General features: G+C 66.6%; 19 protein-coding genes. 14 read left to right on the top strand and 5 right to left on the bottom strand.

Annotated features, from left to right (window positions below; all coding sequences use genetic code 11):
* Positions 1-8: 8 nt before the first annotated feature.
* The 5 genes from CJ014_RS03975 to CJ014_RS03955 form a co-directional block, all read right to left on the bottom strand.
* A complete protein-coding gene (locus tag CJ014_RS03975; RefSeq protein WP_100079181.1) occupies positions 9-1,685 on the bottom strand; it encodes a methyl-accepting chemotaxis protein in 1,677 nt (558 codons plus the stop codon).
* A 65-nt stretch (positions 1,686-1,750) separates the two neighbouring features.
* Positions 1,751-3,028 (bottom strand): ABC transporter substrate-binding protein, encoded by a 1,278-nt coding sequence (locus CJ014_RS03970; protein ID WP_483428686.1) that lies wholly within the window; start codon positions 3,026-3,028, stop codon positions 1,751-1,753.
* 369 nt (positions 3,029-3,397) lie between these two features.
* Positions 3,398-4,762, bottom strand: coding sequence for a sigma-54-dependent transcriptional regulator (locus tag CJ014_RS03965; RefSeq protein WP_100079179.1), 1,365 nt, complete (start codon positions 4,760-4,762; stop codon positions 3,398-3,400).
* Complete coding sequence (locus tag CJ014_RS03960) at positions 4,759-6,651, bottom strand: sensor histidine kinase (RefSeq protein WP_207765655.1); 1,893 nt, start codon at positions 6,649-6,651, stop codon at positions 4,759-4,761. The genes CJ014_RS03965 and CJ014_RS03960 overlap by 4 nt, the downstream gene beginning before the upstream one ends.
* Before the next feature lie 94 nt (positions 6,652-6,745).
* Positions 6,746-8,077 carry a 2-hydroxycarboxylate transporter family protein gene (locus CJ014_RS03955; protein WP_100079178.1) on the bottom strand — a complete coding sequence of 444 codons (1,332 nt, stop codon included), beginning with the start codon at positions 8,075-8,077 and terminating at the stop codon, positions 6,746-6,748.
* A 629-nt stretch (positions 8,078-8,706) separates the two neighbouring features.
* Between CJ014_RS03955 and CJ014_RS03950 the strand changes: the two genes are divergently transcribed.
* The 14 genes from CJ014_RS03950 to CJ014_RS03885 all read left to right on the top strand — a co-directional run bounded on the left by CJ014_RS03950 (position 8,707) and on the right by CJ014_RS03885 (position 24,359).
* A complete protein-coding gene (locus tag CJ014_RS03950; RefSeq protein WP_100079177.1) occupies positions 8,707-10,185 on the top strand; it encodes a sugar ABC transporter ATP-binding protein in 1,479 nt (492 codons plus the stop codon).
* Entirely contained in the window at positions 10,182-11,216 is a 1,035-nt protein-coding gene (locus tag CJ014_RS03945) for an ABC transporter permease (RefSeq protein WP_100079176.1), read from the top strand. Before CJ014_RS03950 ends, CJ014_RS03945 begins: the two co-directional genes overlap by 4 nt.
* Positions 11,217-11,252: 36 nt before the next feature.
* Positions 11,253-12,293 carry a substrate-binding domain-containing protein gene (locus CJ014_RS03940; protein WP_100079175.1) on the top strand — a complete coding sequence of 347 codons (1,041 nt, stop codon included), beginning with the start codon at positions 11,253-11,255 and terminating at the stop codon, positions 12,291-12,293.
* Positions 12,294-12,371: 78 nt separating this feature from the next.
* Complete coding sequence (locus CJ014_RS03935; RefSeq protein WP_100079174.1) at positions 12,372-13,622, top strand: LVIVD repeat-containing protein; 1,251 nt, start codon at positions 12,372-12,374, stop codon at positions 13,620-13,622.
* A gap of 11 nt (positions 13,623-13,633) precedes the next feature.
* Positions 13,634-15,013 carry an FAD-binding oxidoreductase gene (locus CJ014_RS03930; protein WP_100079173.1) on the top strand — a complete coding sequence of 460 codons (1,380 nt, stop codon included), beginning with the start codon at positions 13,634-13,636 and terminating at the stop codon, positions 15,011-15,013.
* A 184-nt stretch (positions 15,014-15,197) separates the two neighbouring features.
* The gene (locus tag CJ014_RS03925; RefSeq protein WP_100079172.1) at positions 15,198-16,253 is read left to right on the top strand and encodes a LacI family DNA-binding transcriptional regulator; all 1,056 of its coding nucleotides are present in this window, start codon (positions 15,198-15,200) and stop codon (positions 16,251-16,253) included.
* Positions 16,254-16,392: 139 nt separating this feature from the next.
* The gene (locus tag CJ014_RS03920; RefSeq protein ID WP_100079171.1) at positions 16,393-17,670 is read left to right on the top strand and encodes an ABC transporter substrate-binding protein; all 1,278 of its coding nucleotides are present in this window, start codon (positions 16,393-16,395) and stop codon (positions 17,668-17,670) included.
* Positions 17,671-17,754: 84 nt separating this feature from the next.
* Positions 17,755-18,621, top strand: coding sequence for a carbohydrate ABC transporter permease (locus CJ014_RS03915; protein ID WP_165790729.1), 867 nt, complete (start codon positions 17,755-17,757; stop codon positions 18,619-18,621).
* Positions 18,618-19,448 carry a carbohydrate ABC transporter permease gene (locus CJ014_RS03910; protein WP_100079169.1) on the top strand — a complete coding sequence of 277 codons (831 nt, stop codon included), beginning with the start codon at positions 18,618-18,620 and terminating at the stop codon, positions 19,446-19,448. Before CJ014_RS03915 ends, CJ014_RS03910 begins: the two co-directional genes overlap by 4 nt.
* Positions 19,449-19,452: 4 nt before the next feature.
* Positions 19,453-20,499 carry a zinc-binding dehydrogenase gene (locus CJ014_RS03905; RefSeq protein WP_100079168.1) on the top strand — a complete coding sequence of 349 codons (1,047 nt, stop codon included), beginning with the start codon at positions 19,453-19,455 and terminating at the stop codon, positions 20,497-20,499.
* 22 nt (positions 20,500-20,521) lie between these two features.
* On the top strand, positions 20,522-21,289 hold the full coding sequence (locus CJ014_RS03900) for a TIM barrel protein (RefSeq protein ID WP_100079167.1): 768 nt from the start codon (positions 20,522-20,524) through the stop codon (positions 21,287-21,289).
* 99 nt (positions 21,290-21,388) lie between these two features.
* Positions 21,389-22,462, top strand: a complete 1,074-nt coding sequence (locus tag CJ014_RS03895) for an ABC transporter ATP-binding protein (protein WP_100079166.1) — start codon at positions 21,389-21,391, stop codon at positions 22,460-22,462.
* A 15-nt stretch (positions 22,463-22,477) separates the two neighbouring features.
* Positions 22,478-23,236 (top strand): sugar phosphate isomerase/epimerase family protein, encoded by a 759-nt coding sequence (locus CJ014_RS03890; RefSeq protein ID WP_100079165.1) that lies wholly within the window; start codon positions 22,478-22,480, stop codon positions 23,234-23,236.
* Positions 23,237-23,294: 58 nt separating this feature from the next.
* The gene (locus tag CJ014_RS03885; RefSeq protein ID WP_100079164.1) at positions 23,295-24,359 is read left to right on the top strand and encodes a sugar phosphate isomerase/epimerase family protein; all 1,065 of its coding nucleotides are present in this window, start codon (positions 23,295-23,297) and stop codon (positions 24,357-24,359) included.

The following is a 24,359-nucleotide window of genomic DNA, read 5'->3' as shown; positions in this document are numbered from 1 at the left end:
GCGAAGGTTCAGGCCCTCAGCTTTTCGACGAAGTCGAATACGCTCGTCTGAAGCTCTTGCGAGCGCGATTGCAGGTCGGTCGACAGGTGCAGCAGCTCGGCCGCCGAAACGCCGGTCTCGCCGGCCGCCCGCCCGACGCCGAGCACGTTGGCGGAAACGTCCTGGGCGTTGAGGGCGGCGCGTTGCGTGCTGTGGGCGATCTCGTCGGTGGCCGCGCCCTGCTGGGTGACGGCGCCGGCGATCGCCGACGTCACGCCGCGCACCTGCTCGATGGCCTGGACGATGTCGCCGATCGACCCGACCGTCCGGTCGGTGGCTTCCTGGATCTCCTTCACCTTGCGGGCGATCTCGTCGGTCGCCTTGCCGGTCTGGCCGGCGAGGCTCTTCACCTCCGAGGCGACCACCGCGAAGCCGCGCCCGGCCGTGCCGGCCCGCGCCGCCTCGATGGTGGCGTTGAGCGCCAGGAGGTTGGTCTGCTCGGCGATCGCCGAGATCAGGTTCACCACCTCGCCGATTTCCGAGGCGGCCAGCGACAGGTTGCGGACGTTGGATTCGGTGCGCGTCGCCAGGTGCGACGCCTGCTCGGCGATCGATGCCGACTGGTTGACCTGCGCGTTGATCTCCCGCACCGATGCCGACAGCTCCTCGGTCGACGAGGCGACGCCCTGCACGTTGGACGAGGCACCCTCGGCCGCTCCGGCGACGGCCTGCGCCTGCCGCGACGTCTGTTCGGCGGTGGCCGACAGGCCCTGCGCCGCCGTGGCCAGCGTGCGCGAGGCGTCGACGAAGGCGGCGGCGAACGAGCCCATCGAATCCTGGAAGCTGTCGGCGATGCGGTTGCGCTCCTCGACGAGCGCCTGCGCCGCCTGTTGCTCGCGCTCGCTCTCGAGGGCGCGCATCGCCTCGGCTTCCATCAGGTTGTCGCGCAGCACGCCGAGCGCCGACGCCATCTGCCCGACCTCCCAGGGGAAGCGCAGGTTCGGCACCTCGGTGGCGAGCTCGCCGCGGGCGATGCGGCGCATGGCCGTCGAGATGCGGATCAGCGGCCGCGACAGGCCGAGCCAGACGAACACCATGGCAAGACAGCCGGCGACCGCCGACAGCCCGATGGCCGAGACGATGCCATAGCTGGCATAGGTGTAGTTGGTCTCCGCCGCGCTGGCCGCCGCGTTGGCGACGTCCTCGCCACGGAAGGCGAGGCCCGACAGGATGTCGGCGGCATCGGCGTACATCTTGCCGAGCTCGCCGACGTAGAGGTCGGTGGCGAGGTTGAAATTGCCGGAATTGGCCAGATCCGAGAAGCCCTGGTGGCGGTCGACGTAGTCGCGCCACAGCTTGGAGAAACTGGCGATGTCCGCCTGGTCCTCGGCGCTGGTCGACTTCTCGGCGACGGAGAGCAGGCGCGTATTGACGCCGGTCGCCGCCTTCTCGGCATCGAGCAGGGCGGCCTCGCGGGTGGCGTCGTCCATCGCCGCCAGAATGGTCGCCTCGGCGAGGCGGAAATTGGCGAAATCGTCCTTGAGCAGGCCGATGACATTGGCGCGCGGCAGCTCGGTCTCGCTGAACCGCCGGAGGTCGGCGTTCGAGGCGCGGAGCTCGATGAGCCCGTAGAGCCCCTGCGCGCCGGTCACGAGGATCATCGCCGCCAGGACGGTGAACAGCATGGTCTTGATGGTGAAACGCATCGGAACCCCCAAAAGGCGGTGGGGAGGCGAACGTCGTCCGCCTCCCGTGCCGGTCGACCGGTCGCTTACTTGATGTAGCGCGCCCGGGTCATCTCGCGGCTGGCGTTGGACTGGGCCGACGAGAGCGCCGCGTCCACCGTGACCTTGCCGGCCAGCGCCGACGAGAACTGCTGGCCGATGGTGGTGGCGAGGCCCTGGAACTCCGGAATGGCCACGAACTGGATGCCGGTATAGGGCACCGGCTTCACGGTCGGGTTCTTCGGATCGGCGGCGTTGATCGAGTCGAGCGTCATCTTGGCGAACGGCGCCGCCTTGAGATACGCCTCGTTCTGATAGAGCGAGCCCCGCGTGCCCGGCGGCACGTTGGCCCAGCCCTCGTCGGACGCCACCAGGGCGGTATATTCCTTGGAGGTCGCCCAGGCGATGAAGGTCTGGGCGGCGTCGGCGTTCTGCGACGACGCCGGCACGGCGAGGTTCCACGCCCACAGCCAGTTGCTGCGCTTGCCGAGGCCGTTGTCCGGGGCGAGCGCGAAGCCGACCTTGTCGGCCACCGTCGACGACGCCGGGTTGGTGACGAAGGAGGCGGCGACCGTCGCGTCGATCCACATGCCGCACTTGCCGTCGTCGAACAGCGCCAGGTTCTCGTTGAAGCCGTTGTTCTCGGCGCCGGCCGGCCCGGCGTCCTTCATCAGGTCGACGTAAAACTGCAGCGTCCGCTTCCACTCCGGCTGGTCGAACTGCGGGTGCCAGTTCTCGTCGAACCAGCGGGCGCCGAAGGAGTTGGACATGGCGGTGACGAAGGCCATGTTCTCGCCCCAGCCCGCCTTGCCGCGCAGGCAGATGCCGTTCACGCCGGCGGCGCGGTCAGTCATCTTGCGGGCGGCGTCGGCGATGAACTCCCAGGTCGGCGCGTCGGGCATGGAGAGGCCGGCCTTCTCCATCAGGTCGGTGCGGTACATCACCATCGACGATTCGCCGTAGAACGGCGCGGCGTAGAGCTTGTCCTCATAGGTGAGGCCGGCGCGGATGGCCGGCAGCAGGTCGTCGACGTCGTAATCGGCGTCGAAGGTCAGCTCCTTCAGCCAGCCCTGCTTGGCCCAGATCGGCGCTTCATAGGTGCCGATGGTCAGAACGTCGTACTTGCCGCCCTTGGTGGCGATGTCCGTCGTCACCTTCTGGCGCAGCTCGTTCTCGCTCATCACCGCCCAGTTCAGCGTGATGTCCGGATGCGCCGCCTCGAATTCCTTGGTCAGGCCCTGCATGCGCACCATGTCGCCGTTGTTCACCGTCGCGATGGTGATCTCTACGCCGGCGCTAGCAAGACTACCGGACGCCAAAAGCAAAACAACAGAACTTCCTATAAGTTTTCTCACTTACCCCTCCCAATCGACCCGTAATCGAGAGTTAAAACGTAAGTGTTGTTTGCTAAAAAAATATAAATCGCAGATATGGAAATTTGTACCGTATTTTTATTGCCTATACTGCAATTTTGTATCTTGGAAGAATGCGGTTCTACTTCGAATTCCTGATGTGGGCACGTTTTCATCCAATGACGCGGCTATGAGAAATATCCAAATGATTGAATGAGTTAAGGCAGGCATGCCGAGTGAAAAGGTTTGCGAAAATCTCGGCCGTCACCGGCGCGAAGCGTAGGAGGCTAACCGGAGGCCCGTATGACGGCGGGAACCGGCCGCCGTAGTGGCCGTTCGCCGTCAGCCGGTCTGGGGCTCCGGCCCGGTCGCGATGCCGAGCCGCTTCATGCGGTCGTGCAGCGTCGATTTCGGAATGCGGAGCGCCTGCGCGGTGCGGCCGAGACTGCCGCCGCTGCGGCCGAGCGCATCGACGATCATCGCCCGCTCGAAAGCCGCCACCGCCTCGGTCAGCGACAGCGGCTCGACGGCCGCCGCCTCGGCGAACGGCGGGAAGCCCGTCTCGATGCCGAGGACGCAACGGTCGGCGACGTTGCGCAGCTCGCGGACGTTGCCCGGCCAGTCGTAAGCCATCAAGGTGCGGAGACGGGCATCGTCGAGCGCCGGCTCCGGCCGGCCGTGCACGACGCTGGCCTGCTCGGCGAAATGGGCGAACAGCAGCGGAATGTCCTCGCGGCGGTCCCGCAGCGCCGGCAGCGCCAGCGAGGCGACGGCGAGACGATAGTAGAGATCGGACCGGAAGCCGCCCTCGGCCGCCATCTTGCCGAGGTCGCCCTTGACGGCGGCGACGATCCGGCAGTCGACGGCAACCGACGTGTTGGAGCCGAGCCGCTCCAGCGTCCGCTCCTGCAAGACGCGCAGCAGCTTGATCTGCACGCTGACTGGCATGGTCTCGACCTCGTCGAGGAACAGCGTGCCGCCGCTCGCGTGCTCGATCTTGCCGATGCGGCGCTTGGTGGCGCCGGTGAAGGCGCCGGCCTCGTGGCCGAACAGCTCGCTTTCGACCAGATGCTCGGGCAGGCCGCCGCAGTTGATCGCCACGAAATGGCTCTTGCGGCGGGGACTTTCGTCGTGCAGGCAGCGGGCGACCAGTTCCTTGCCGGTGCCGGTGTCGCCGCTGATCAGCACCGAGGCGTTGGTGCCGGCGATGTCGGCGATGACGCGGCGCAGCTTCACCATGGCCGGCGAGCGGCCGATGATGCGGCCTTCCAGCCGGCCGCCGTCGGAAAGCTTGTGACGCAGGCGGCGGACCTCGAGCGTCAGCGCCCGTTTCTCGCGCGCCCGCCGCACCACCTCGACCAGATGCTCGGGCGGGAACGGCTTCTCGATGAAGTCGTAGGCGCCCGAGCGCATCGCCTGCACGGCGAGCGACACGTCGCCGTGGCCGGTGATCAGGATGACCGGCAGGTCGACGTCGGCCGCCTGCATCTCCCCGAGCAGCGACAGGCCGTCCCGCCCGGGCAGGCGCACGTCGGAGACGATGACGCCCGGTCGCGCCTCGGCGATCCGCCGCAAGGCTTCTTCCACCGAGCTGACGCCGATCGTCTGCATGCCGTCGAGCTGAAGCGCCTGCTCGCAGCCGAGCAGCACATCGGGATCGTCCTCGACAATCAGCACCCGGAGGTCTTCAACCGTCGCCTTCGTCATGTCGCTTCCCCGCCGCCGGTCGGAATGGTCATCGAGAACACGGCGCCTCCCCCCTCGGCATTGCTGGCGACGAGCTCGCCGCCGAAATCACGGATGATGCCGGCGGAGATCGTCAGGCCCAGCCCGAGGCCGACACCCGGCGCCTTGGTGGTGAAGAAGGGCTCGAACATGTGATCGAGCCGTTCGGGCGGCAGGCCCGGTCCGTTGTCGCGGATGTCGATGCGGACGAACCTGCCCTCGCGCCGGGCGGAAAGAATGATACGCTGATCGTCTCCTCCTTCCATGGCGTCGACGGCGTTGCCGATCAGGTTGAGCAGCACCTGCTCGAAGCGGTTGGCGTCGCACCAGAGGTCGATATCGCCGCCATCGATATCGATGGTCATGGCCACCCGCCCGCGCGTCAGGCGATGGTTGAGCAGGAACAGCACGTCGTCAATCACCTTGCGCAGCCCGACCCGCTGCGGCTCGCCGGACGACTTGCGGGCGAAGGTCTTGAGTTCGCCCGTCAGGTGCCCCATGCGTTCGACCAGCGGCCGGACGCGTTCGAGATTGCCGCGGACGGTGTCGAGGTCGCCGCGATCCAGAAACCGCACGGCATTGCCGGACAGCGTGACGAGGGCGGCGAGCGGCTGGTTGAGCTCGTGGGCGATGCCGGCCGAAAGCTGGCCGAGGCTGGCGAGCTTGCCGGCCTGCACCAGGCCCGATTGCGCGTCGCGCAGCGTGCGCTCGGTGCGTTCGCGCTCCTCCACCTCGCGGCGCAGCCGCTCGTTGGTGGCCGACAGCGCCGCCGTCCGGTCGGCCACCTCGCTTTCGAGATGATCGTGGGCCTGCTGCAGCGCGGCGCGCGCGGCGAGTATTTCGCCGAGATGCCGCCGCCGCTGGCGCCAGACGGCGAGAAGGCCCAGGCACAGCAGGCTGCCGAGACCGGCCAGCGCCGCCCACAGGCGCGCGAGGTCGTCCATTTCCGAGAGGTCGGTGAACACGGTGAGCGTCCACGGCGTATCCGGCATCGCCCGGCTTTCGGCGAGAAACAGTCCCTCCGTCGAGAAGCTGCCGTCCGATCCGGCCGTGCCCGGCAGGCGGACGATGTGGGTGCGATCGTCGAGCTCGCGCAGGGTGGACAGGCCGATCGGCGCCAGCGCCCGGTCGTTATATTGCTGCGCCTCGGCGATCTGCCGCCGCGCCGCCGCGTCGAGCGGTCGCAGCGTGCCGTATTTCCAGGCCGGCACCGAGGACTGCACCACGACGCCGTGCTCGTCGCTGAGGATGGCCGGCGATTCCGCCGACGCCCAGGAGCGTTCGAGCTGGTCGAGACTGACCTTGACCACGCCGATGCCCAGCGTGTCGTTGCCGCGGGCGATGGCCGTCGCCAGGAAATAGCCCGGCTGGAGATTGGTGGTGCCGATGCCGTAGAAGCGGCTCACCCGGCCGACGCCGGCGTTCTGGTAATAGGGGCGATAGGACAGATCGCGGCCGACGAAGCTGTCCCACTTGTTCCAGTTGCTGGAGGCGATCACCCGGCCGGTCTTGTCGAGCAGGTAGGCGTCGAGCGTGCCGATACGGTCGTTCAGCGCCTCGAGATAGCTGTCGGCGGCGCGGCGGCGCGCCGAATCCGTCGGGCTGCCGAGCAGGGCGAGGACGGTGCCGTCGAGCGCCATGACATAGGGGTAATTGGCGTATTGGCCGACCTCGCGCTCGAAGCTCGCCGCATAGAGGTCGAGCCGGTGGCCGGCGCTGGCGCGGGTAGTCGACAGCGACAGCTCGAAGGCGACGCGATAGGTGACAAGGGCGACGACGGCCGCGATGGCAAGGGCGCCGGCGAGCGGCAGCACCGCCGCAAGGCGCAGCCAGCGGCGTTTCGGCGCGATGCTCTCGGCTTCCTCGGCCAATACGGCTCCTCCCGCTGGCTCCCGTATCCCATCGATAGCGCAAGGCCGCCCGGCGGGAAAGCCGGACGGCCGATGCTTGCCCGGAGGCTAAGGATCAGGCGAAGATCTTCAGGAGGAACACCGCCAGCACCACCATGCCGGCGCCACCGATGCGGGTGGAGATCTGGGCGAAGGGCATCAGGCCCATGCGGTTCGACGCCGAGAGGATGGCGACGTCACCGGTGCCGCCGAGGCCCGAGTGGCAGCAGGTGACGATGGCCGCCTCGACCTCGTACATCTTGAGCAGCTTGCCGATGAACCAGCCCGAGGACACCATCGCCAGCACCGTGGCGGCGCAGATGGCGAAATAGGCGGGCGTGAAGGCGGCGATCAGGTCGTTCCAGGGAACGTAGAGGGTGCCGAGGCCGACCAGGAGCGGGAAGGTCATGTTGGTGGTCATGAACTTGTACATCTGGTGGGCGCCGGTCTCCATCCGCTCGGGGATCAGCTTCGACACCTTCAGGACAGCCGCGCCGATGATCATCAGGATCGGGCCGGGAATGCCGGTGAACGGCGACAGGAAGGCGCCGAGGATGAACATGGCGCAGGCCATCAGCAGGCCGGCGCCCATCAGCGGCAGCTCGAGCTTCTTCTCGACGGTCATCTCCTTCAGGAGCTCGTTGTCGTCGCCGGTGCGGACCAGCAGGCCGTTGCCGGAATACTGCGGCTTCTTCTCGCCGATGCGCTTCAGGACGCCCGAGGAAATGATGGCCACCACGTTGCCGATCAGGGCGGCCGGGATCAGCGAGGCGATCAGCGCCGGCTGGGCGGTGCCGAGGATATCGGCGTAGGCGAGCGACAGCGGCAGGATGCCCTCGCCGATGCCGCCGGCGACGATCGGCATGACGATGAAGAAGAAGGTGTGCTTGAACTCGTAGCCGAAGGCCACGCCGACCAGCCCGCCGACGGCGACGGCGGCGGCGGTGCCGACGGCGAGCGGCACGAACATCTTGAGGAAGCCCTGGATCAGCACCTTGCGGTTCATGCCGAGCATCGAGCCGGTGACCAGGCAGGCGATGTAGAGGTAGAGGAAGTTCGACGTCTTCATCACCGCCTTGATGGCGTCGGACGTCGCCGGGTTCATGACCTCGTAGCCGAGCATGGCCGAGGGCACGAACAGGCAGAGGATGGCCGACCCGCCGATGCTCTTCAGGTAGGGAATGCGGCCGCCGATCTCGCCGAGCAGGAAGCCCAGCACCATGATGGCCGCGAAGCCGCCGATCATGTCGGCCGGCAGCTTGCCGATCACCGACGCGCCGAACACGACGGCGGCGATGGCGAGATAGAGCGGCAGCGGCACCGGGCCGACTTTATAGGCAAGGACGCGGGAAAGAGGGCTGCCGCCCGTCTCCGTCGCGACCGCGTCGTTTTGCGTGATGTCCGTCATATTCGTTCCTCCTGCCCGGCGCACGTCATCCCCGTGGCGGGCCTCTCTCCTGGACTGTCCGGCCGTCCGGTGTTTCCGGCGCCGGGATGGCTTCGATCCGCAAATTCCGGCCGCCGAGGCTCCCATTCACGAACCGACCATGCCCCGACCCTCCGTCCTCGTTCCCTCCTCGGAAGGCGGCCGTCGCATGCCAAGGGAATGGCATCAGGCGTGCCAACTTGAGCCGCCGGCTAAACGTTTGTTCTATCGATTTATTTTTTCAGCCGGCCCGAAGCCCCTTCCGGACTTCCGGATGCGGGCCGGCGTCGACCGTCCGGAAATCCGGACGATTTCGAAAGGCAAGAATAGGTGATAACCCTGATTTTATTGAAGATTCCGGCCAAGGGTGCGCTTTGCGACGAACAGGCGCGCGCGCTTTCCATCGAAGCTTCCGGCGTATTGGTCCCGCGATGCAACCGGAGATATTAGGTCCATTTTTGAGAATGAAATTCTATGAATTGGCAGAGAAAAGGATTCGGGTTCTCTTCCCTCGCTAGACAATCCGCCCGCCATGCTTTGTGCCCCAATGGCGCATCGATACTATCGGCTGGCAATCCGGTTTTCGCGACCGGCTTTCCCGGATCAGGCTGATGGCGCTCGTTTCCCTTCGCAATGTCTTCAAGGCCTTCGGGTCGACGCGGGCGCTCGCCGGTGCCTCGCTCGACGTCGAGGCCGGCGAGATCGTCGCGCTGATGGGCTCCAACGGCGCCGGCAAGTCGACGCTGGTGAAGATCCTGTCAGGGGTGATCGAGGCGGACGCCGGCGACATCCGCCTTCACGACCGGTCCTTCCTGCCCCGTTCGCCGGCCGAAGCGGCGGCGGCGGGCATCGTCACCGTCCACCAGTCGACCGGCGTCGTCGGCATTCCCGGCCTGCCGGTCGCCGACTCGCTGCTCATCGACCGCTACGCCGACCGGGCGACGCCCTTTTTCCTGAGCCGCCGCAGCGTGCGCCGGCGGGCGCGCGCCATTGTCGACGAGGCCGGCTTCGACCTGCCGCTCGACCGCGACTTCGCCGACCTCTCGGCCGCCGACCGGCAGCTCGTCGCCATCGCCCGCGCCATCGGCCGCAAGGCGGAACTGCTCATTCTCGACGAGCCGACGGCCAGCCTGTCGGGCGGCGAGGCCAGGCGGCTCTACGCCGTGCTGAAGGACCTCGCCGCCCGCGGCATCGCCATCCTCTACATCTCGCACCGCCTCGCCGACCTCGAAGCGCTGGCCGATCGGGTCGAGGTGCTGCGCGGCGGCCGCAACGCCGGCAGCTTCCGCCGCCCGGTCGATTTCGACGCCGCCGTCGAGACGATGATCGGCCGGCCGCTCGCCGCCGCCCACCCCGACGCCCGTCGGCCGGCCGGACCGGCCGTGCTCAGCCTCAGGGGCATCCGCCTGCTGCCGCACGCCCGGCCGTTCGACCTCGACCTCCATGCCGGCGAGGTGGTGGCGATCACCGGCGTGCTCGGCGCCGGCAAGAGCCGCCTGCTCACCGGCATCTTCGGCCAGGGCCGTTTCGCCGCCGGCGAGATGCGGCTCGACGGCCGGCCCTACGCGCCGCGCGACCCGGCCGACGCCATCGCCGCCGGCGTCGTCATGGCCGGCGAGGATCGCCATCGCACGTCGCTGATGCCGGCCGGCTGGCCGGGCGAGGCGGTGCGCGCCACCATCAGCCTGCCCCACCTCGATCGCTGGTTCCCGTCCGGCTTCATCCTCGGCGACCGCGAGACCACCGAAGGCAGGGGCGCCATCTCCCGTCTCGGCATCCGCGCCGCCTCGCCCGCCGCCTCCGTCTGGTCGCTGTCCGGCGGCAACCAGCAGAAGACGGTGATCGCCCGCTGGGAGGCCGAGCCGAGCCGCGTGCTGCTGCTCGACGAGCCGTTCCAGGGCGTCGATCTCGGCGCCCGCCAGGACATCATCGCCATCCTTCGCCGTCACGCCGACCGCGCCACGCTGATCGCCACCTCCGATCCCGAGGAGGCGGCCGAGGTCGCCGACCGCGTCGTGGTGCTCGACGGCCATTCCCTCGTCCCCGCCGCCGCCGGCGGGCCCAATCCACTTCAGGAAGCGCATCCATGACGTCCGACAGCGACGCCGTGCCGGCCCCGGCGGCCGGCCCCCATCCGGTGCATCGCCTCGGCGATGTCGTCCGCAACGGCGCGATCTTCATTCTGCTCGCCGCGCTGATGATCGGCTTCACCCTCGCCCAGCCGGCCTTCATCGGCATCAACAACCTGATGAGCATCCTGCAGGCGGTGGCCGTGGTGGCCATCCTCGGCGCCGGCGTCACCATTTCCATGGCGGTCGGCGGCTTCGACCTGTCGGTCGGCGCCGTTGCCGCCTCGTCGGTGATGGCGGCGAGCTACGCCATGATCGTCTGGCGGTTCGGCGTGTTCGTCACCGTGCCGCTGGTGCTGGCCTTCGGCGCCGCCGTCGGCCTGATCAACGCCTTCCTGATCGTCCGGCTGCGCATCCCCGACATGCTGGCGACGCTCGCCATGATGTTCCTGCTGACCGGCTTGCAGCTCATCCCGACGGCCGGCCGCTCCATCTCCGCCGGCCTGATCCTGGAGGACGGCTCCACCGCCCTCGGCAAGTACGACCCGCTGTTCCTGACGATCGGCCGCTCCAGTGTCGGCGGCGTCATTCCGGTGCCGGTGCTGCTGACGCTGGTCGTCGCCGTGGTGCTCTACGTGCTGACCGAGCATACCCGCGTCGGCCGCCTGCTGTTCGCCACCGGCGGCAACGAGCTGGCCGCCCGGCTCGCCGGCGCCTCGACCGCCCGCCTGAAGGTGCTGTCCTACGTGATCTCGGGCACGCTCGCCTCGATCGGCGGCATCGTCGTGGCCGCCCGCGTCGGCCGCGGCGACGTCTCCTCCGGCTCGTCGCTGATGATGGATGCCGTCGCCGCCTCGCTGATCGGCTTCACCGTGCTCGGCCTGCGCCGGCCCAACGTGTTCGGCACGGTGGTCGGCGCCGTGTTCGTCGGCGTGCTGCTCAACGGCCTCACCATGCTCAACGCCCCTTACTACACGCAGGATTTCGTGAAGGGCGCCGTGCTCGTCGGCGCGCTCGCCATGACCTACGGCCTCGGCCGTGCCCGCACCTGACCGCTTGACCTTTCACCTCAAAACAACGGAAACCCCATGAAGACCACGATCCTCTCCGCCGGCCTCGCGGTCGGCGCCGCCCTCCTCGTCTCCCCGGCCAATGCCGAAGGCCTTGCCGGCGCCCCTGCCCCCTTCGACAAGGGTGGTGTCGAGATCGCCGTCGTCTCCTTCCTCGGCAGCGGCGACTGGCTGCAGGCCTTCGAGGCCGGCACCAAGCGCCAGGCCGTGGCGCTCGGCGTCACGCTGACGCTGTCGCAGGCCCGCAACGACAACGACACCGAGCGCAATCTCGTCGAGCAGGCGATCAACCGCGGCGTCAAGGGCATCATCATCAACAACGGCCGGCCCGAGGTGCTGAAGGACGTCGCCCAGAAGGCGCTCGACGCCGGCATCAAGGTGGTCGCCTACGACGTCGACCTCGACAACCCGGCCATCCCGCAGATCGAGCAGAGCGACAAGGACATGGCCCGCCTCGTCCTCGAGCAGGCCGTCAAGGACAAGGGCGACGGCTTCACCGCCGGCGCCGTCTACGTCGCCGGCTTCGCGCCGCTCGACCGCCGCTATGCCGCGTTCAAGGAGTTCGTCGAGAAGCACAAGCTGACCGAAAAGGCCGTCTGGGGCGTCGTCAACGACACCGTGCCGGCCTCGGTCGCCGACCAGACCAAGGCGGTGCTGCGCGCCAACCCGGACATATCCGTGATCTTCACGCCGTGGGACGAGTTCGCCAAGGGCGTCAAGCTCGCCACCGACGAGTTGGGCGTCTCCGACAAGGTGAAGATCTACGGCGTCGACACCTCGACCGCCGACATCCAGTTGATGATCGAGCCGGACAGCGCCTGGGTGGCCACCGCCGCCACCAACGCCGCCGTCGTCGGCGAGGTGGCCGTCCGCGCCGTGTCGCTGGCCATCGCCGGCCAGGACCCCGGCCATTCGGTTCTCCTTCAGCCGACGCTGGTCACCCGCGACGACCTGATCAGCAACAAGATCGAGACCATCGAGGACCTGCAGCAGAAATTCCCGGCCTTCAGCGCCTCCGATGCCGCCACGGCGGCTTGGATTCCGGCGCCGAAGAAGTAATTCTGAGCCACCTGCCATCCATGCAAGGGCGTCGCCTCGCGCGGCGCCCTACCCATTCAGTCATTCGCCGGTGCCCCGATGAGCCTCGACCTGCCGACCCCCGACTATTCCCGCAACATGAAGCTGATCGGCCACTCCGACATCGGTGGCCGCGGCGACGGCATGCAACTGATGGTGCATCGCGGCTTCGCCTATGTCGGCCATCCCTGGTCGCGCGGCTTCTCGATCGTCGATGTCCGCGATCCCAGGCGACCGGGCGACGTCACCTACATCCCGGCGCCGGACAATACCTGGAACATCCATCTCCAGGCGCACGATGACCTGTTGCTGGTGATCAACGCGCTCGACCTGTTCGCCGACGTCGATGTCGCGCAGGACGAGAAGGTCTACTACACCAAGTCGATCGGCGACACCTTCGCCGGGGCGGGCGGCAAGCAGGCCTGGACGGCCGGCATGACCGTCTACGACATCTCCACCCCCGACCGGCCGAAGAAGATCGGCCAACTGGACTCGGGCGGCATCGGCTTTCATCGCCTTTGGTATGTCGGCGGCCGCTGGGCCTACGCCTCGGCGCTGCTGCCGGGCTTTACCGACTATATCTTCGTCACTATCGATCTCGCCGATCCGAAGAGGCCGTTCATCGCCGGCAAATGGTGGCTGACCGGCATGAACAAGGCGGCCGGCGAGGTGCTTCACGCCCCCGAGGGCCGGCGCTGGGCGCTGCATCACGCCCTCGTCCACGGCGATACCGCCTATGCCTGCTGGCGCGACGGCGGTCTGACTTTGCTCGATATTTCAGATCGTTCCGCGCCGAAGCTCATCGTCCATCGCAACTGGTGTCCGCCTTACGGTGGCGGCACCCACTCGGCGCTGCCGCTCGTCGCGCGCAATCTTCTGGTGGTGGCCGACGAGGCGGTGCTCGACAACGAGGAGGACGGCCGCAAGCTGACCTGGCTGTTCGACATCCGCGAACCGTCCAACCCGGTTTCCATCTCGACGCTGCCGGTGCCGGACGAGATCGACTACGCCAAGAAGGGCGGCCACTTCGGCCCGCACAATCTCCACGAGAACCGCCCCGGCAGCTTCGTCTCCGACACGCTGATCTTCGCCTCCTGGCAGAACGCCGGCATCCGCGCCTTCGACATCTCCGATGCCTATCGCCCGCGCGAGACCGGCGCGCTGGTGCCGGCGGCGCCGACCGTCATGACCGACCGCCGCCCCGGCCGTCCCAGGGTGATCCAGTCGGCCGACGTGTTCGTCGACGCGGCGGGGCTGATCTATGCCACCGACTACAACGCCGGCCTCGAAATCATCGAATACGGCGGCTGACCGGAAAGACGATGCACAGCTTGTCCACAGCCTTTCAGACACTTGCCAACCGCTTTGGCAACCGCTTTTCCCGCTCGCCGGCGCTGCGCGCCCAGCACGGCGGCGGCGAGACCCATCACGCCGTCGCCGCCCCCGACGCGGTGTTGTTCGCCGAGAGCACCGAGGAGGTGGCCGAGGCGGTGAAGCTCTGCGCCGCCGAGGGCATCCCGGTGATCGCCTTCGGCGCCGGCACGTCGCTCGAAGGACACCTGGCCGCCACCGAAGGCGGCCTGTCGCTCGACCTTACCCGCATGCGGAAGGTCCTGCGCGTCAGCTCGGCCGATCTCGACTGCACCGTCGAGGCCGGCGTGACGCGCGAGGAGCTCAACGCCTACCTGCGCGACCAGGGCCTGTTCTTTCCCGTCGATCCCGGCGCCAACGCCACCATCGGCGGCATGGCGGCGACGCGCGCCTCCGGCACCAACGCCGTCCGCTACGGCACCATGCGCGACAACGTGCTGTCGCTGACCGTCGTGCTGGCCAACGGCGAGGTGATCCGCACGTCGAGCCGCGCCCGCAAGTCGGCCGCCGGCTACGACCTCACCCGCCTCATCGTCGGCTCCGAGGGCACGCTCGGCATCATCACCGAGGTGACGCTGCGCCTTCACGGCATTCCCGAGGCAACGGCCGCCGCCACCTGCCGCTTTCCCGATCTCGTCAGCGCCGCCGAGGCGGCCATCGCCGTCATCCAGTACGGCGTGCCGATCGCCCGCGTCGAGCTGATGGAGAAGCGGCTCGTCGACTACACCAACGCCTATTCCGGATTGACGCTGCCGGCCGGCGACACGCTGGTCTTCGAGTTCCACGGCTCGGAAAAGGGCGTCGCCGAGCAGGTGGAAACGGTGCGCGGCATCGTCGCCGACTACGGCGCCGCCGCCTTCGACTGGGCGACGACGCCGGAAGATCGCTCGCGCCTCTGGAAGGCGCGCCACGACGCCTTCTATGCCGTGCTCGCCGCCCGCACCGGCTCGAAGGGCTGGGCCACCGACATCTGCGTGCCGATCTCCGAGCTCGCCGGCTCGGTGGCGCTCGCCCGCGACCTCGTCGAGAAGGCCGGCGCCACGGCGGCCATCCTCGGCCACGTCGGCGACGGCAATTTCCACGTCATGTTCGCCGTCGACCCCGACGACGCGGCCGAGCTGGATCGCGTCCGCGCCATCAATGCCGAGCTGATCCACCACGCCATCGCCGTCGGCGGCACCTCGACCGGCGAGCACGGCATCGGCTCGGGCAAGATCGACTACATGCGCGAAGAGTTCGGCGACGCCGCCCTCGCGCTGATGCGGGCGATCAAGACGGCCATCGATCCGAAGGGCATCCTCAACCCCGGCAAGATCCTGCCGCCGGCCTGAAAACGGCTGGTCGAATGGGACACTGGCGGCCGCTACGCTGGAATAGACTCATCAACTTCATGGTTTTGGTCGGCCTGATCATCACCATCCAGCCACGACCTGCGCGTCAGAGTCGTTGACAATTATTCCCTGTAGCGCCAAATGCTTGGCATCCTTGTGGCGTGAGATCAGGTGCCGGGGAGGCATGATGGCGGCTGGAAACCCCACGATACACGACGTTGCCAAGCTCGCCGGCGTTTCGACGGCGACGGTCAATCGGGTGCTGAAAGGGGGCTACGTTTCCGCCGATGCGCGCACTGCTGTCGAGACGGCGCTCAAGGAAACCGGCTACCGGCCGAACAGCATGGCCCGCGGGCTTCGGATGCGCCGCAGCTACACCATCGGCCAGATGCTGACCGAGATCACCGTCAACCCATTCTTCGCCAATGTTGCCCAAGGTGTCGAGAACGCGGCGCGCGCCAACAATTACCGTACAGTGCTTTTCAACCATTCCAACGATAGCAAACGGGAACGACTCGGCATCGAGCGGTTCATCGATGACCACGTCGACGCCGTTCTGTTCTGCACATCGACGGACGCCACCAATCTGGCGCTGCTCGACCGCAGCGGCATCCCCTACGTTGAACTAGAGCGCAGTCGAACGACGGCCGCACCCTTCATCCGGGTCGATAACTATACCGGCGCACGCCAGGCGATGGTGCATCTCGTTGAGCTCGGTCACCGCCGCGTTGCCTTCGTCGGCGGCGATCCAGCGATCCAGCTACCCAATTCGCGGCGCGGCTATGCGGTCGAGGAGGAGAGGTTGAACGCCTATCGCGACTGCGTGCAGGAATTTGATCTGTTAACTGATCCGCGGCTGGTTCGGCTGGGCAAATACTACTCGATGTCCGACACTTTTCCCGGTGCGTCTGGCTATCGCCACACACGGGCGCTGCTGGAACTCGATCAGCCACCGACGGCGATCTTCGCCACCTGTGACATTCTGGCCGCCGGCGCGCTGCAGGCGATCTATGATTGTCGATTGCGCATCCCCGAGGACATCTCGATCGTCGGCTTCGACGACACGCTGGCCGTCTGCCTTGCGCCGGCGCTGACAACGGTATCGCAGCCAATGGCCCGCATGGGAGCGGCCGGCTTCCAGTGTGCCCTCGACCTGATCGAGGGGCGGGCGCCGCTCAATGAGCAGACACTGCCGGCCGAACTGGTCGTCCGTGCCTCGACCGGACGCGCTCCCGGCTGACACCCACCTATTCCGAATCGCCAAAGTTGACAGGCAAAACCGCATGTGTTATCGATGACACATGGCGCAATAAGACGCCGTTGAAGGTCCGACTTAAGTCTGGACAAGGGCAACAGCCTATCTCGGGAGTGAAATCGCCATGAAGAAGTATCAGCTTCTGATGGCAGGCGCGGCGGCGCTTGCCATGATGACTTCGCATACCTTCGCCAAGGAAACCGTCACCTTCTGGCAGTTCAGCACGATTGAGGGCGACATTGCCGCCTGGAACGATGCGATCAAGGCCTTCGAAGCCGCCAACCCCGACATCGACATCAACATGGAGATCGTACCCTGGGCCAGCCAGCAACAGCGTCTGGTCAGCGCGCTGACCACCGGCGGTCTGCCCGACGTCTCCATGCTCGGTAACAACGTGGTCGCCCAGTTCCAGGCGGCCGGCGCGCTGGTACTGCTCGATCCCTATATGGAAGCCTACGACAAGGCGAATGGCACCGACGTGGCGAGCCAGGTCTGGCCGGGTGACAAGGGCTATTATTTTCTGCAAGGAAAATGGTGGGGAGCGCCGGTCAACGTCGAGACACGAGCGCTCTTTTATCGCAAGGACCTGTTCCAGGCGGCCGGCCTTGATCCCGACAAGCCACCGCAGACCTGGGAAGAGCTGGCGAAGGATGCCAAGATCCTGACCGAAAAGGCTCCTAAGGGCACCTACGGCGTCGGACTGAACATGGGCATCTCCTATGACACCATCCATAATTTTATGAGTGTCTGGCTCGGGTATGGCGCTCGCATGCTTGACGACAAGGGCAAATGCGCCTTCCGGTCACCCGAGTTCGAAGATGCGTTGACCGTCTTCACTGGCATGTTCAAAGACGGCTCGACCCATCCGGACGCGGCCACTATGGCCGATGATACGGTGCGTCGTGGCTTCCTCGACGGCAACTACGCGATGATCCTGCAGGCACCCGTCCTGGTGCGCGACATCAAGACGGAAAACCCGCCTTGGGCCAAAGACGTCGGCATTGCCTTGGTGCCGGCGGGGCCGGCGGGACGAGCCGGTTTCCTGGGCGGCTGGCCGCTGGTGCTCTGGAACGCCTCCGAGCACAAGGAGGCGGCGGCCAAGTGGATCATGTTCGCCACCCATGACGGGCTAAAGCAGCTCGCGACCGCCGGTGGATTCATCCCTGGCAACATCCAGCTCGCCCAGGAAGCGCCTTGGGATCAAGCCCCCTATCCGCTGTTCGTCAAACAGCTCTACGACGCCAAGCCCTATCAATATCCGAGCGAAGCCATCCCGGAAATGGGCCAGCTTGAGGTCAACGCCGTCCAGACGGCGGTTCAGGCCGTTGCGCTCGGCAAACAGACGGCGAACGAAGCCGCAGCCGACCTCTGCACGACCATTGACGAAGTTCTCGCCCGCTAGTCTCGCGTGGTTCCGGACCAAGGCTGGAGAATGACCATGGTGTCGAGCAGTTTGCTTGCGGCCCAGCCAGGGCGCCGCAAAACGATGACGGCCGATCGCATCCTGCCATATGTGCTGATCGCACCGGCCGTGATCGTCGCGACCATCATTGCCGTGATCCCCTTGATCTATGACGTCTGGCTGTCGCTGCAAGATTGGTACCTGCTGCGGCAGCCCACTCCGGTGTGGGGCGGCCTCAAGAATTTCCGGACCCTAATCTACGATGTGTCCCTCTGGAGCGCCTTCTGGCGGACCTGGGTCTGGACGCTCGGCACGGTCGCCGTCGAGATCGTGCTGGCGCTGCCGATCGCCCTCCTGCTCAACCGGGACACGCTGGTCGCTCGCGTCGCCTCGGCGCTGATCCTGTTACCCTGGGTGATGCCCTTCATCGTGCTCGGTTACGGCTGGCAGTTCCTGCTCGACAGCCAGGTCGGCACCGTCCACTTCATGCTGCGGGCGCTTGGTATAGCCGGCGACAGCTCGGTTCTGAATGACCCGACCCTGGCTTTCACGGTAATCATCTTCATTTCCGGTTGGAAGGGAACGCCGTTTTTGGTGCTCGCCCTGATCGCCGCCATGAAAGCCATTCCAGACGAGCTCTACGAGGCGGCGGAGGTAGACGGCGCCTCGGCGGTCACTCGCTTCATGCACGTCACGCTGCCAGCGATCCAGAACACCATGCTGATCATCGCCCTGGTGCTCGGAATCCTCGCCTTCTACAGCTTCGACCTCGCCTGGATCATGACCAAGGGCGGGCCGCAGAGCGCGACCACCATCCTTGGTATCAAAATGTACAACGCCATCTTCAACGATCTCCGGCCAGCCTATGCCGCCGCCATTAGCGTCGTCATGCTGGTGGTGCTGGCTATCGCATCGGCGCTCAGCCTACGTCTGCGGAGGGCCGAAGCATGAGCCGTCGCGCCAATCCGCGCCATGAGGCCTTCCTGGACTGGGTCACAGCCATCGCCGTGTTCCTGTTGCTGTCGCCGATCGCCTGGGTTTTCCTGGCATCGGTCCGGCCGGACCGTGACATCATGTCGGCAAGCCTCGTGCCGACCTCGGTGACCTTCGTTCATTTCCTGTCGCTGTTCCAGCGGACCGATTTCATGATCGCGCTGGCCAACAGTCTAGTTGTCGGCATCGTAGTCGCGCTGCTTACCGTGGCGATCGCGGTGCCCGCGTCCTACTCGATCAGCCGCTTCCGCTACGTCGGGCGCGACGTTATGGCGGCGCTGATCCTCGGCACGCAGATGCTTCCGGGCGTCGCGGTGATGGTTCCGATCGTGGTGATCGTCCGCAGCCTCGGCCTGACCAACACGCTAACCGCCCTGATCTTCATCCATCTGGCGCTCGGTCTGCCGATCGCCGTCTGGATGCTGCGTGGCTACATCGACAGTGTGCCGCGCGAACTTGAGGAGGCGGCGATGATCGACGGCACCGGCCAGATCGGCGCCATGCTGCGCATCACTTTTCCTCTGATCCGCCCGGCCGTCGTTGCCGTCGGCACCTTCGCCTTCGTCCTCTCCTGGGGTGAATACCTGATGGCCCTAGCGCTGATCTCCAAGACAGAGGTCAAGACGCTGCCGCTCGCCCTGCAGACCCTGTTCGACCCCTATTCCTTCAGTTGGGGCGAGGTCATGGCGGGCGGCGTGGTGATTGCCCTGCCGACCATCGTTCTGTTCCTCATGTTCCGCAATCAGCTCGTCGGCGGCCTGACGTCCGGCGGCGTGAAAGGATGACACCATGACCACCACCCGTGCGCTCTACTTCACCGGCCCGCGCAGCCTGGACATTCGCGAGGAGGCGCTGCGCCAGCCCAGCCCTGGCGAGATCCTGATCGAGGCAGTCGTTTCCGGCATCAGCGCCGGCACCGAACTTAATGTTTTCCGCGGCCTGGCGCCGCAATGGCGGCAAAAGATGGATCCGAAGACGCGTCTGTTCTCCGCCGAGGGCGGCTCGACCTGGAGCTGGCCGGCCCGCTACGGTTATGCCATGGTCGGCCGCGTCGCCGAGCTCGGCGACGGCGTCGACGGTCTCCTCCCCGGTGATTTGGTCTTCGCCTACGAGCCGCACGGCGACCACGCCGTCACGCGTGCTTCGTCGGTCATCCCGCTCGGTTCCCTGGCCCAGCCGGAACTCGGCGTGTTCTTCGCCAATTTCAATACGGCCTACAACGGTGTGCTCGACGCCAACCTGCCGCTCGGCGCCGATGTAGTGGTGACCGGTCTCGGCGTCATCGGCCAGATCGTCGTCCGCCTGCTTAAGAAGGGCGGTCAGCACACCATCGTCGCGGTGGATGGCGTCAAGCGTCGGCGCGATCTGGCGTTGGCTGGCGGCGCGACGCATGTACTCGATCCCACCAAGGTACACGTCGCCGAGGCGGTCCGCGACCTGACCGGCGGCCGCGGCGCCGACGCGGTCATTGAGGTTTCTGGAGCGGCTCCGGCCCTCAACGAGGCGATCCGTATCGCCGGCTACAACGGTCTTGTCGTCGCCATGTCCTGGTATGGCGGCACCTTCGAGAGCCTCAGCCTATCCGGCGAGTTCCACCACAACCGCCCCCGCATTGTTTCCTCGCAGGTTGGCGCGGTCAACCCGTTCCTCGGGCCGCTGTGGTCGGCCGAGCGGCGCGGACAGCTGGTGCGCGAATTCATCGACAGCTTTGCTATCGATCTATCCGGATTCATCACCCACCGCGTGCCGCTCGCCGACGCCGGGCGCGGCTATCGTCTGCTCGACGAGGCCGATCCCGACGTCGTGCAGATGCTGATCGACTATCGTCGCCACTGAAATCCTGCCTGAGGAGAAAGACGTGAAATTCTCTGCCTGTATCGAATGGCTGTTTGCCGACGAGGCTCCCGACTTCGCCGATCGCATACGTTTCGCCCACCGGGCCGGTCTCGACGCCGTCGAGTTCTGGCTGTGGTCGAACAAGGATCTGGCGGCGGTGGAAGCCGCCGTGCACGAAACCGGCATTGCCGTCACCGGCTTCGTGGCCGAACCGATGGTCCCGCTTACCGATCCGGCGAACCGCGAGGCATTCATCGAGGGACTCGCCAAATCAATCGACGTGGGCAAGCGGCTTGGCGCCAAGGTACTGATCGCCCAGGCCGGCAACGACCTGCCGGGCAGGACGCGCGGCGAACAGCGGGCGGCGCTGGTGGCCACTCTCAAGGCGGCCGGCGCGCGCCTTGAAGGAACCGGCATCCGGCTAGGCGTCGAGCCGCTCAACACCCTCATCGACCACAAGGGTTACTTCCTCGACAGCACCGTCGAGGCGCTCGACATCATCGACGAGGTCGGTCGCCCAGAGATCGGCATCGTCTACGACGTCTACCATTCGGCGGTAATGGGCGAGAAGACCGAAGAGGTGGTTGCCGGCCGGATCGACCGGGTCTTCCATGTTCACGTAGCCGACCATCCCGGCCGCAACGATCCCGGCAGTGGCGGTGTCGATCTCAGGCGACGGCTCGGCTGGCTGCTCGCCAATGGCTATGGAGGAGCGGTCGGCCTCGAATATCAGCCGAAGATGCCGAGTTCCGAATCCTTTGCGGTCGCAAAGCGTCTTCTCGCCGGCTGACGGCGATCCGACATGAACTGCCAGTCGCCGGAGAGGCGAGCGACTGGCAGCGTTTTCGAGAATGCTCCGGAAGAGGCTTCGCAAGGGAGGGTTGGATCCATGGCATCTGTCGAGTTGGACGGGATCGGCAAACGGTACGGTTCGCTGAGCGTGATCGAGGGGTTGAACCTTGATGTGCGCGACGGCGAGCTGCTGATCCTGGTCGGGCCGTCGGGCTGCGGCAAGTCCACGCTGCTTCGGATCATCGCCGGGCTGGAATCGATCTCGGGCGGCGAGCTTCGGATCGGCGGGCGGCTGGTCAACGAGATGGCCCCCAGGGATCGCAACATCGCCATGGTGTTCCAATCCTACGCGCTCTACCCGCACAAGACGGTGGCGCAGAACATGGGCTTCTCGCTGATGCTGGCCAAGCGGCCGAAGGCGGAAATCGAGCGCAAGGTGAAGGAGGCCGCCGACATCCTCAACCTCGGCGGCCTTCTCGACCGCTATCCAAAGCAGCTTTCCGGCGGCCAGCGCCAACGTGTCGCCATGGGGCGGGCCATCGTCCGCGACCCCGAGGTGTTCCTGTTCGACGAGCCGCTGTCCAATCTCGACGCCAAGCTCAGGGTGCAGATGCGCGCCGAGATCAAGGCCCTGCACGAACGGCTGGGCACGACGATGATCTACGTGACGCATGACCAGGTCGAGGCGATGACCATGGCCGACAGGATCGTCGTCCTGAACCGCGGCCATATCGAGCAGGTAGGGGCGCCGCTCGAGCTTTACGACCGGCCGGCCAACCTGTTCGTCGCTGATTTCATCGGCTCGCCGTCGATGAATCTCATGCCTGGCCGGGTGGAGGATGATGGTTTCCGGCTCGACGGTGGCGGTATCGTTCCGCTGCCGTCCGGTCTCCTGCCGACAGGTCGCGAGCTGGTGCTGGGTATCCGGCCACAGCATCTGCTGCCGGCCGCCGACGATGCGCCGGCCGCGCTTCCGGTCAGGGTGCTGCTACAGGAGCCGACCGGCGACGAAACCTTCGTCGAGTTCGCCTTCGGCAGCGACCATATCAGGGCGGTGTTCCGCGAGCGCGTCGTGATCGGGAGCGGCGAGAGCTTCTCGCTCGCCTTCGATCCGGCGCGCCTGCATGTCTTCGACAAGGCAAGCGGCGAGCGCCTATCCGCGAACAACTGACTTCGGGAGGAACCCATGAAAACGCTGCTTCAGCTCTATTCGGCCAGAAACTACCAGCCTTGGGACGGCGTGCTCGCCCAGACGGCGGCCACGGGCTTCACCGGTGTCGAGCCTTTCGCCGCCGTCTTCGACGACGCCAATGCCTTCCGGGCGCTGGCCGACCGCCAAGGCCTCAAGCTGCCGTCGGCGCACGTGCCGCTCAAGCTGCTGGAAGAGGAACCTGACAAGGCCTTTGCAGTGTGTCGGACGCTGGGGGTGGAACTGATCGTGGTTCCCTGGCTGCCGGAAGAAAAGCGTCCGACCACGCGCGCCGCCTCCGACAACCTCGGCCGCCGCCTCGCCACCTTGCGGCAGCGTGCCGCTGTATCCGGTTTCCGGCTCGCCTATCACAATCATGACTTCGAGTTCGTAACGCTCGAGGACGGCAGCCGGCTGATGGATGTGCTGCTGGCCGCTGAGCCGGCTCTCCTGTGGGAGGCGGACGTCGGCTGGCTGATTCGCGCCGGTGAGGAACCACTCGCCTGGCTCGATCGCTATGCCGACCGTATCGTGGCAGTACACCTCAAAGACTATGTCGGCGGCGACAGCGAGGACGGCTGGGCCGACCTCGGTCACGGTCCGACCGCCTACGCGCCGATCTTCGACAAGCTGGCGTACCTGCCGAAGCTCGACTACTGTGTCGCCGAGCATGACGACCCCGCTGACTTCAGCCGCTTCCTCCGCCGTTGGATGGAGAGCTTTCGCAATCTCTCGGAGGCCGCCGGCTTGAAGTAACCGGTGCGACATCCGCTGAGCCGCCGCGCCGTCCATTAGTAGGAAAGACATTACGGCCATGAAGACGATCAAGGGACCGGGCCTGTTCCTGGCGCAGTTCGTGGGCGGGGCGCCGCCGTTCGACAGCCTGGACGGGCTGGCGCGCTGGGCGGCCGGCCTCGGCTACGTCGGCTTGCAACTGCCGACCACCGCCGGCCTGTTCGACCTCGAGAAGGCAGCGACGTCGCAGACCTACGCCGACGAGTTGAAGGGCCGCCTCGGCGAGGCCGGCGTCGAGATCACCGAGCTCTCCACCCATATCCAGGGCCAGCTCGTCGCCGTCCATCCGGCCTATGATGCGCTGTTCGACGGCTTCGCGCCGGAAGCGGTGCGTGGGCGTCCCGCCGCCCGCACCGAATGGGCGGTGCGCCAATTGAAGCTTGCCGCCCAGGCGTCGCGCCGCCTCGGCCTTGCCGCGCATGCCACCTTCTCCGGCGCCCTTGCCTGGCCCTACGTCTATCCCTGGCCGCAGCGGCCGGCCGGCCTCGTCGAGGAGGCCTTCGCCGAGCTCGCCCGCCGCTGGACGCCGATCCTCGACGCCTTCGAGGAGGCCGGCGTCGATGCCTGCTTCGAGCTGCATCCCGGCGAGGACCTGCACGACGGCGCCACCTTCGAGCGCTTCCTCGAAGCCGTCGGCAACCATCCTCGCGCCAACATCCTCTACGATCCCTCGCACTTCGTGCTTCAGGCGCTCGACTACCTCGCCTTTATCGACATCTACCATGAGCGCATCCGCGCCTTCCACGTCAAGGACGCCGAGCTCAACCCCACCGGCCGTTCCGGCGTCTACGGCGGCTACCAGTCCTGGGTCGATCGGCCCGGCCGCTTCCGCTCGCTCGGCGACGGAGAGGTCGATTTCTCGTCGATCTTCTCCAGGATGGCGCAATACGACTTCCCCGGCTGGGCGGTGCTCGAATGGGAATGCGCGCTGAAGCATCCCGAGGACGGCGCCGCCGAGGGCGCGCCGTTCATCCGCGACCACATCATCCGCGTCACCGAGCATGCCTTCGACGATTTCGCCCAGAGCGGCCCCGGTGAAGGAGATCGGGCCGCCATGAACCGCCGGCTGCTCGGCATCGGCTGA

It is taken from the genome of Pleomorphomonas carboxyditropha (assembly GCF_002770725.1).
GTDB lineage: Bacteria > Pseudomonadota > Alphaproteobacteria > Rhizobiales > Pleomorphomonadaceae > Pleomorphomonas > Pleomorphomonas carboxyditropha.
The sequence above is the reverse complement of the archived record's forward strand: the minus strand, read 5'-3'. Positions and strand labels throughout refer to the sequence as shown.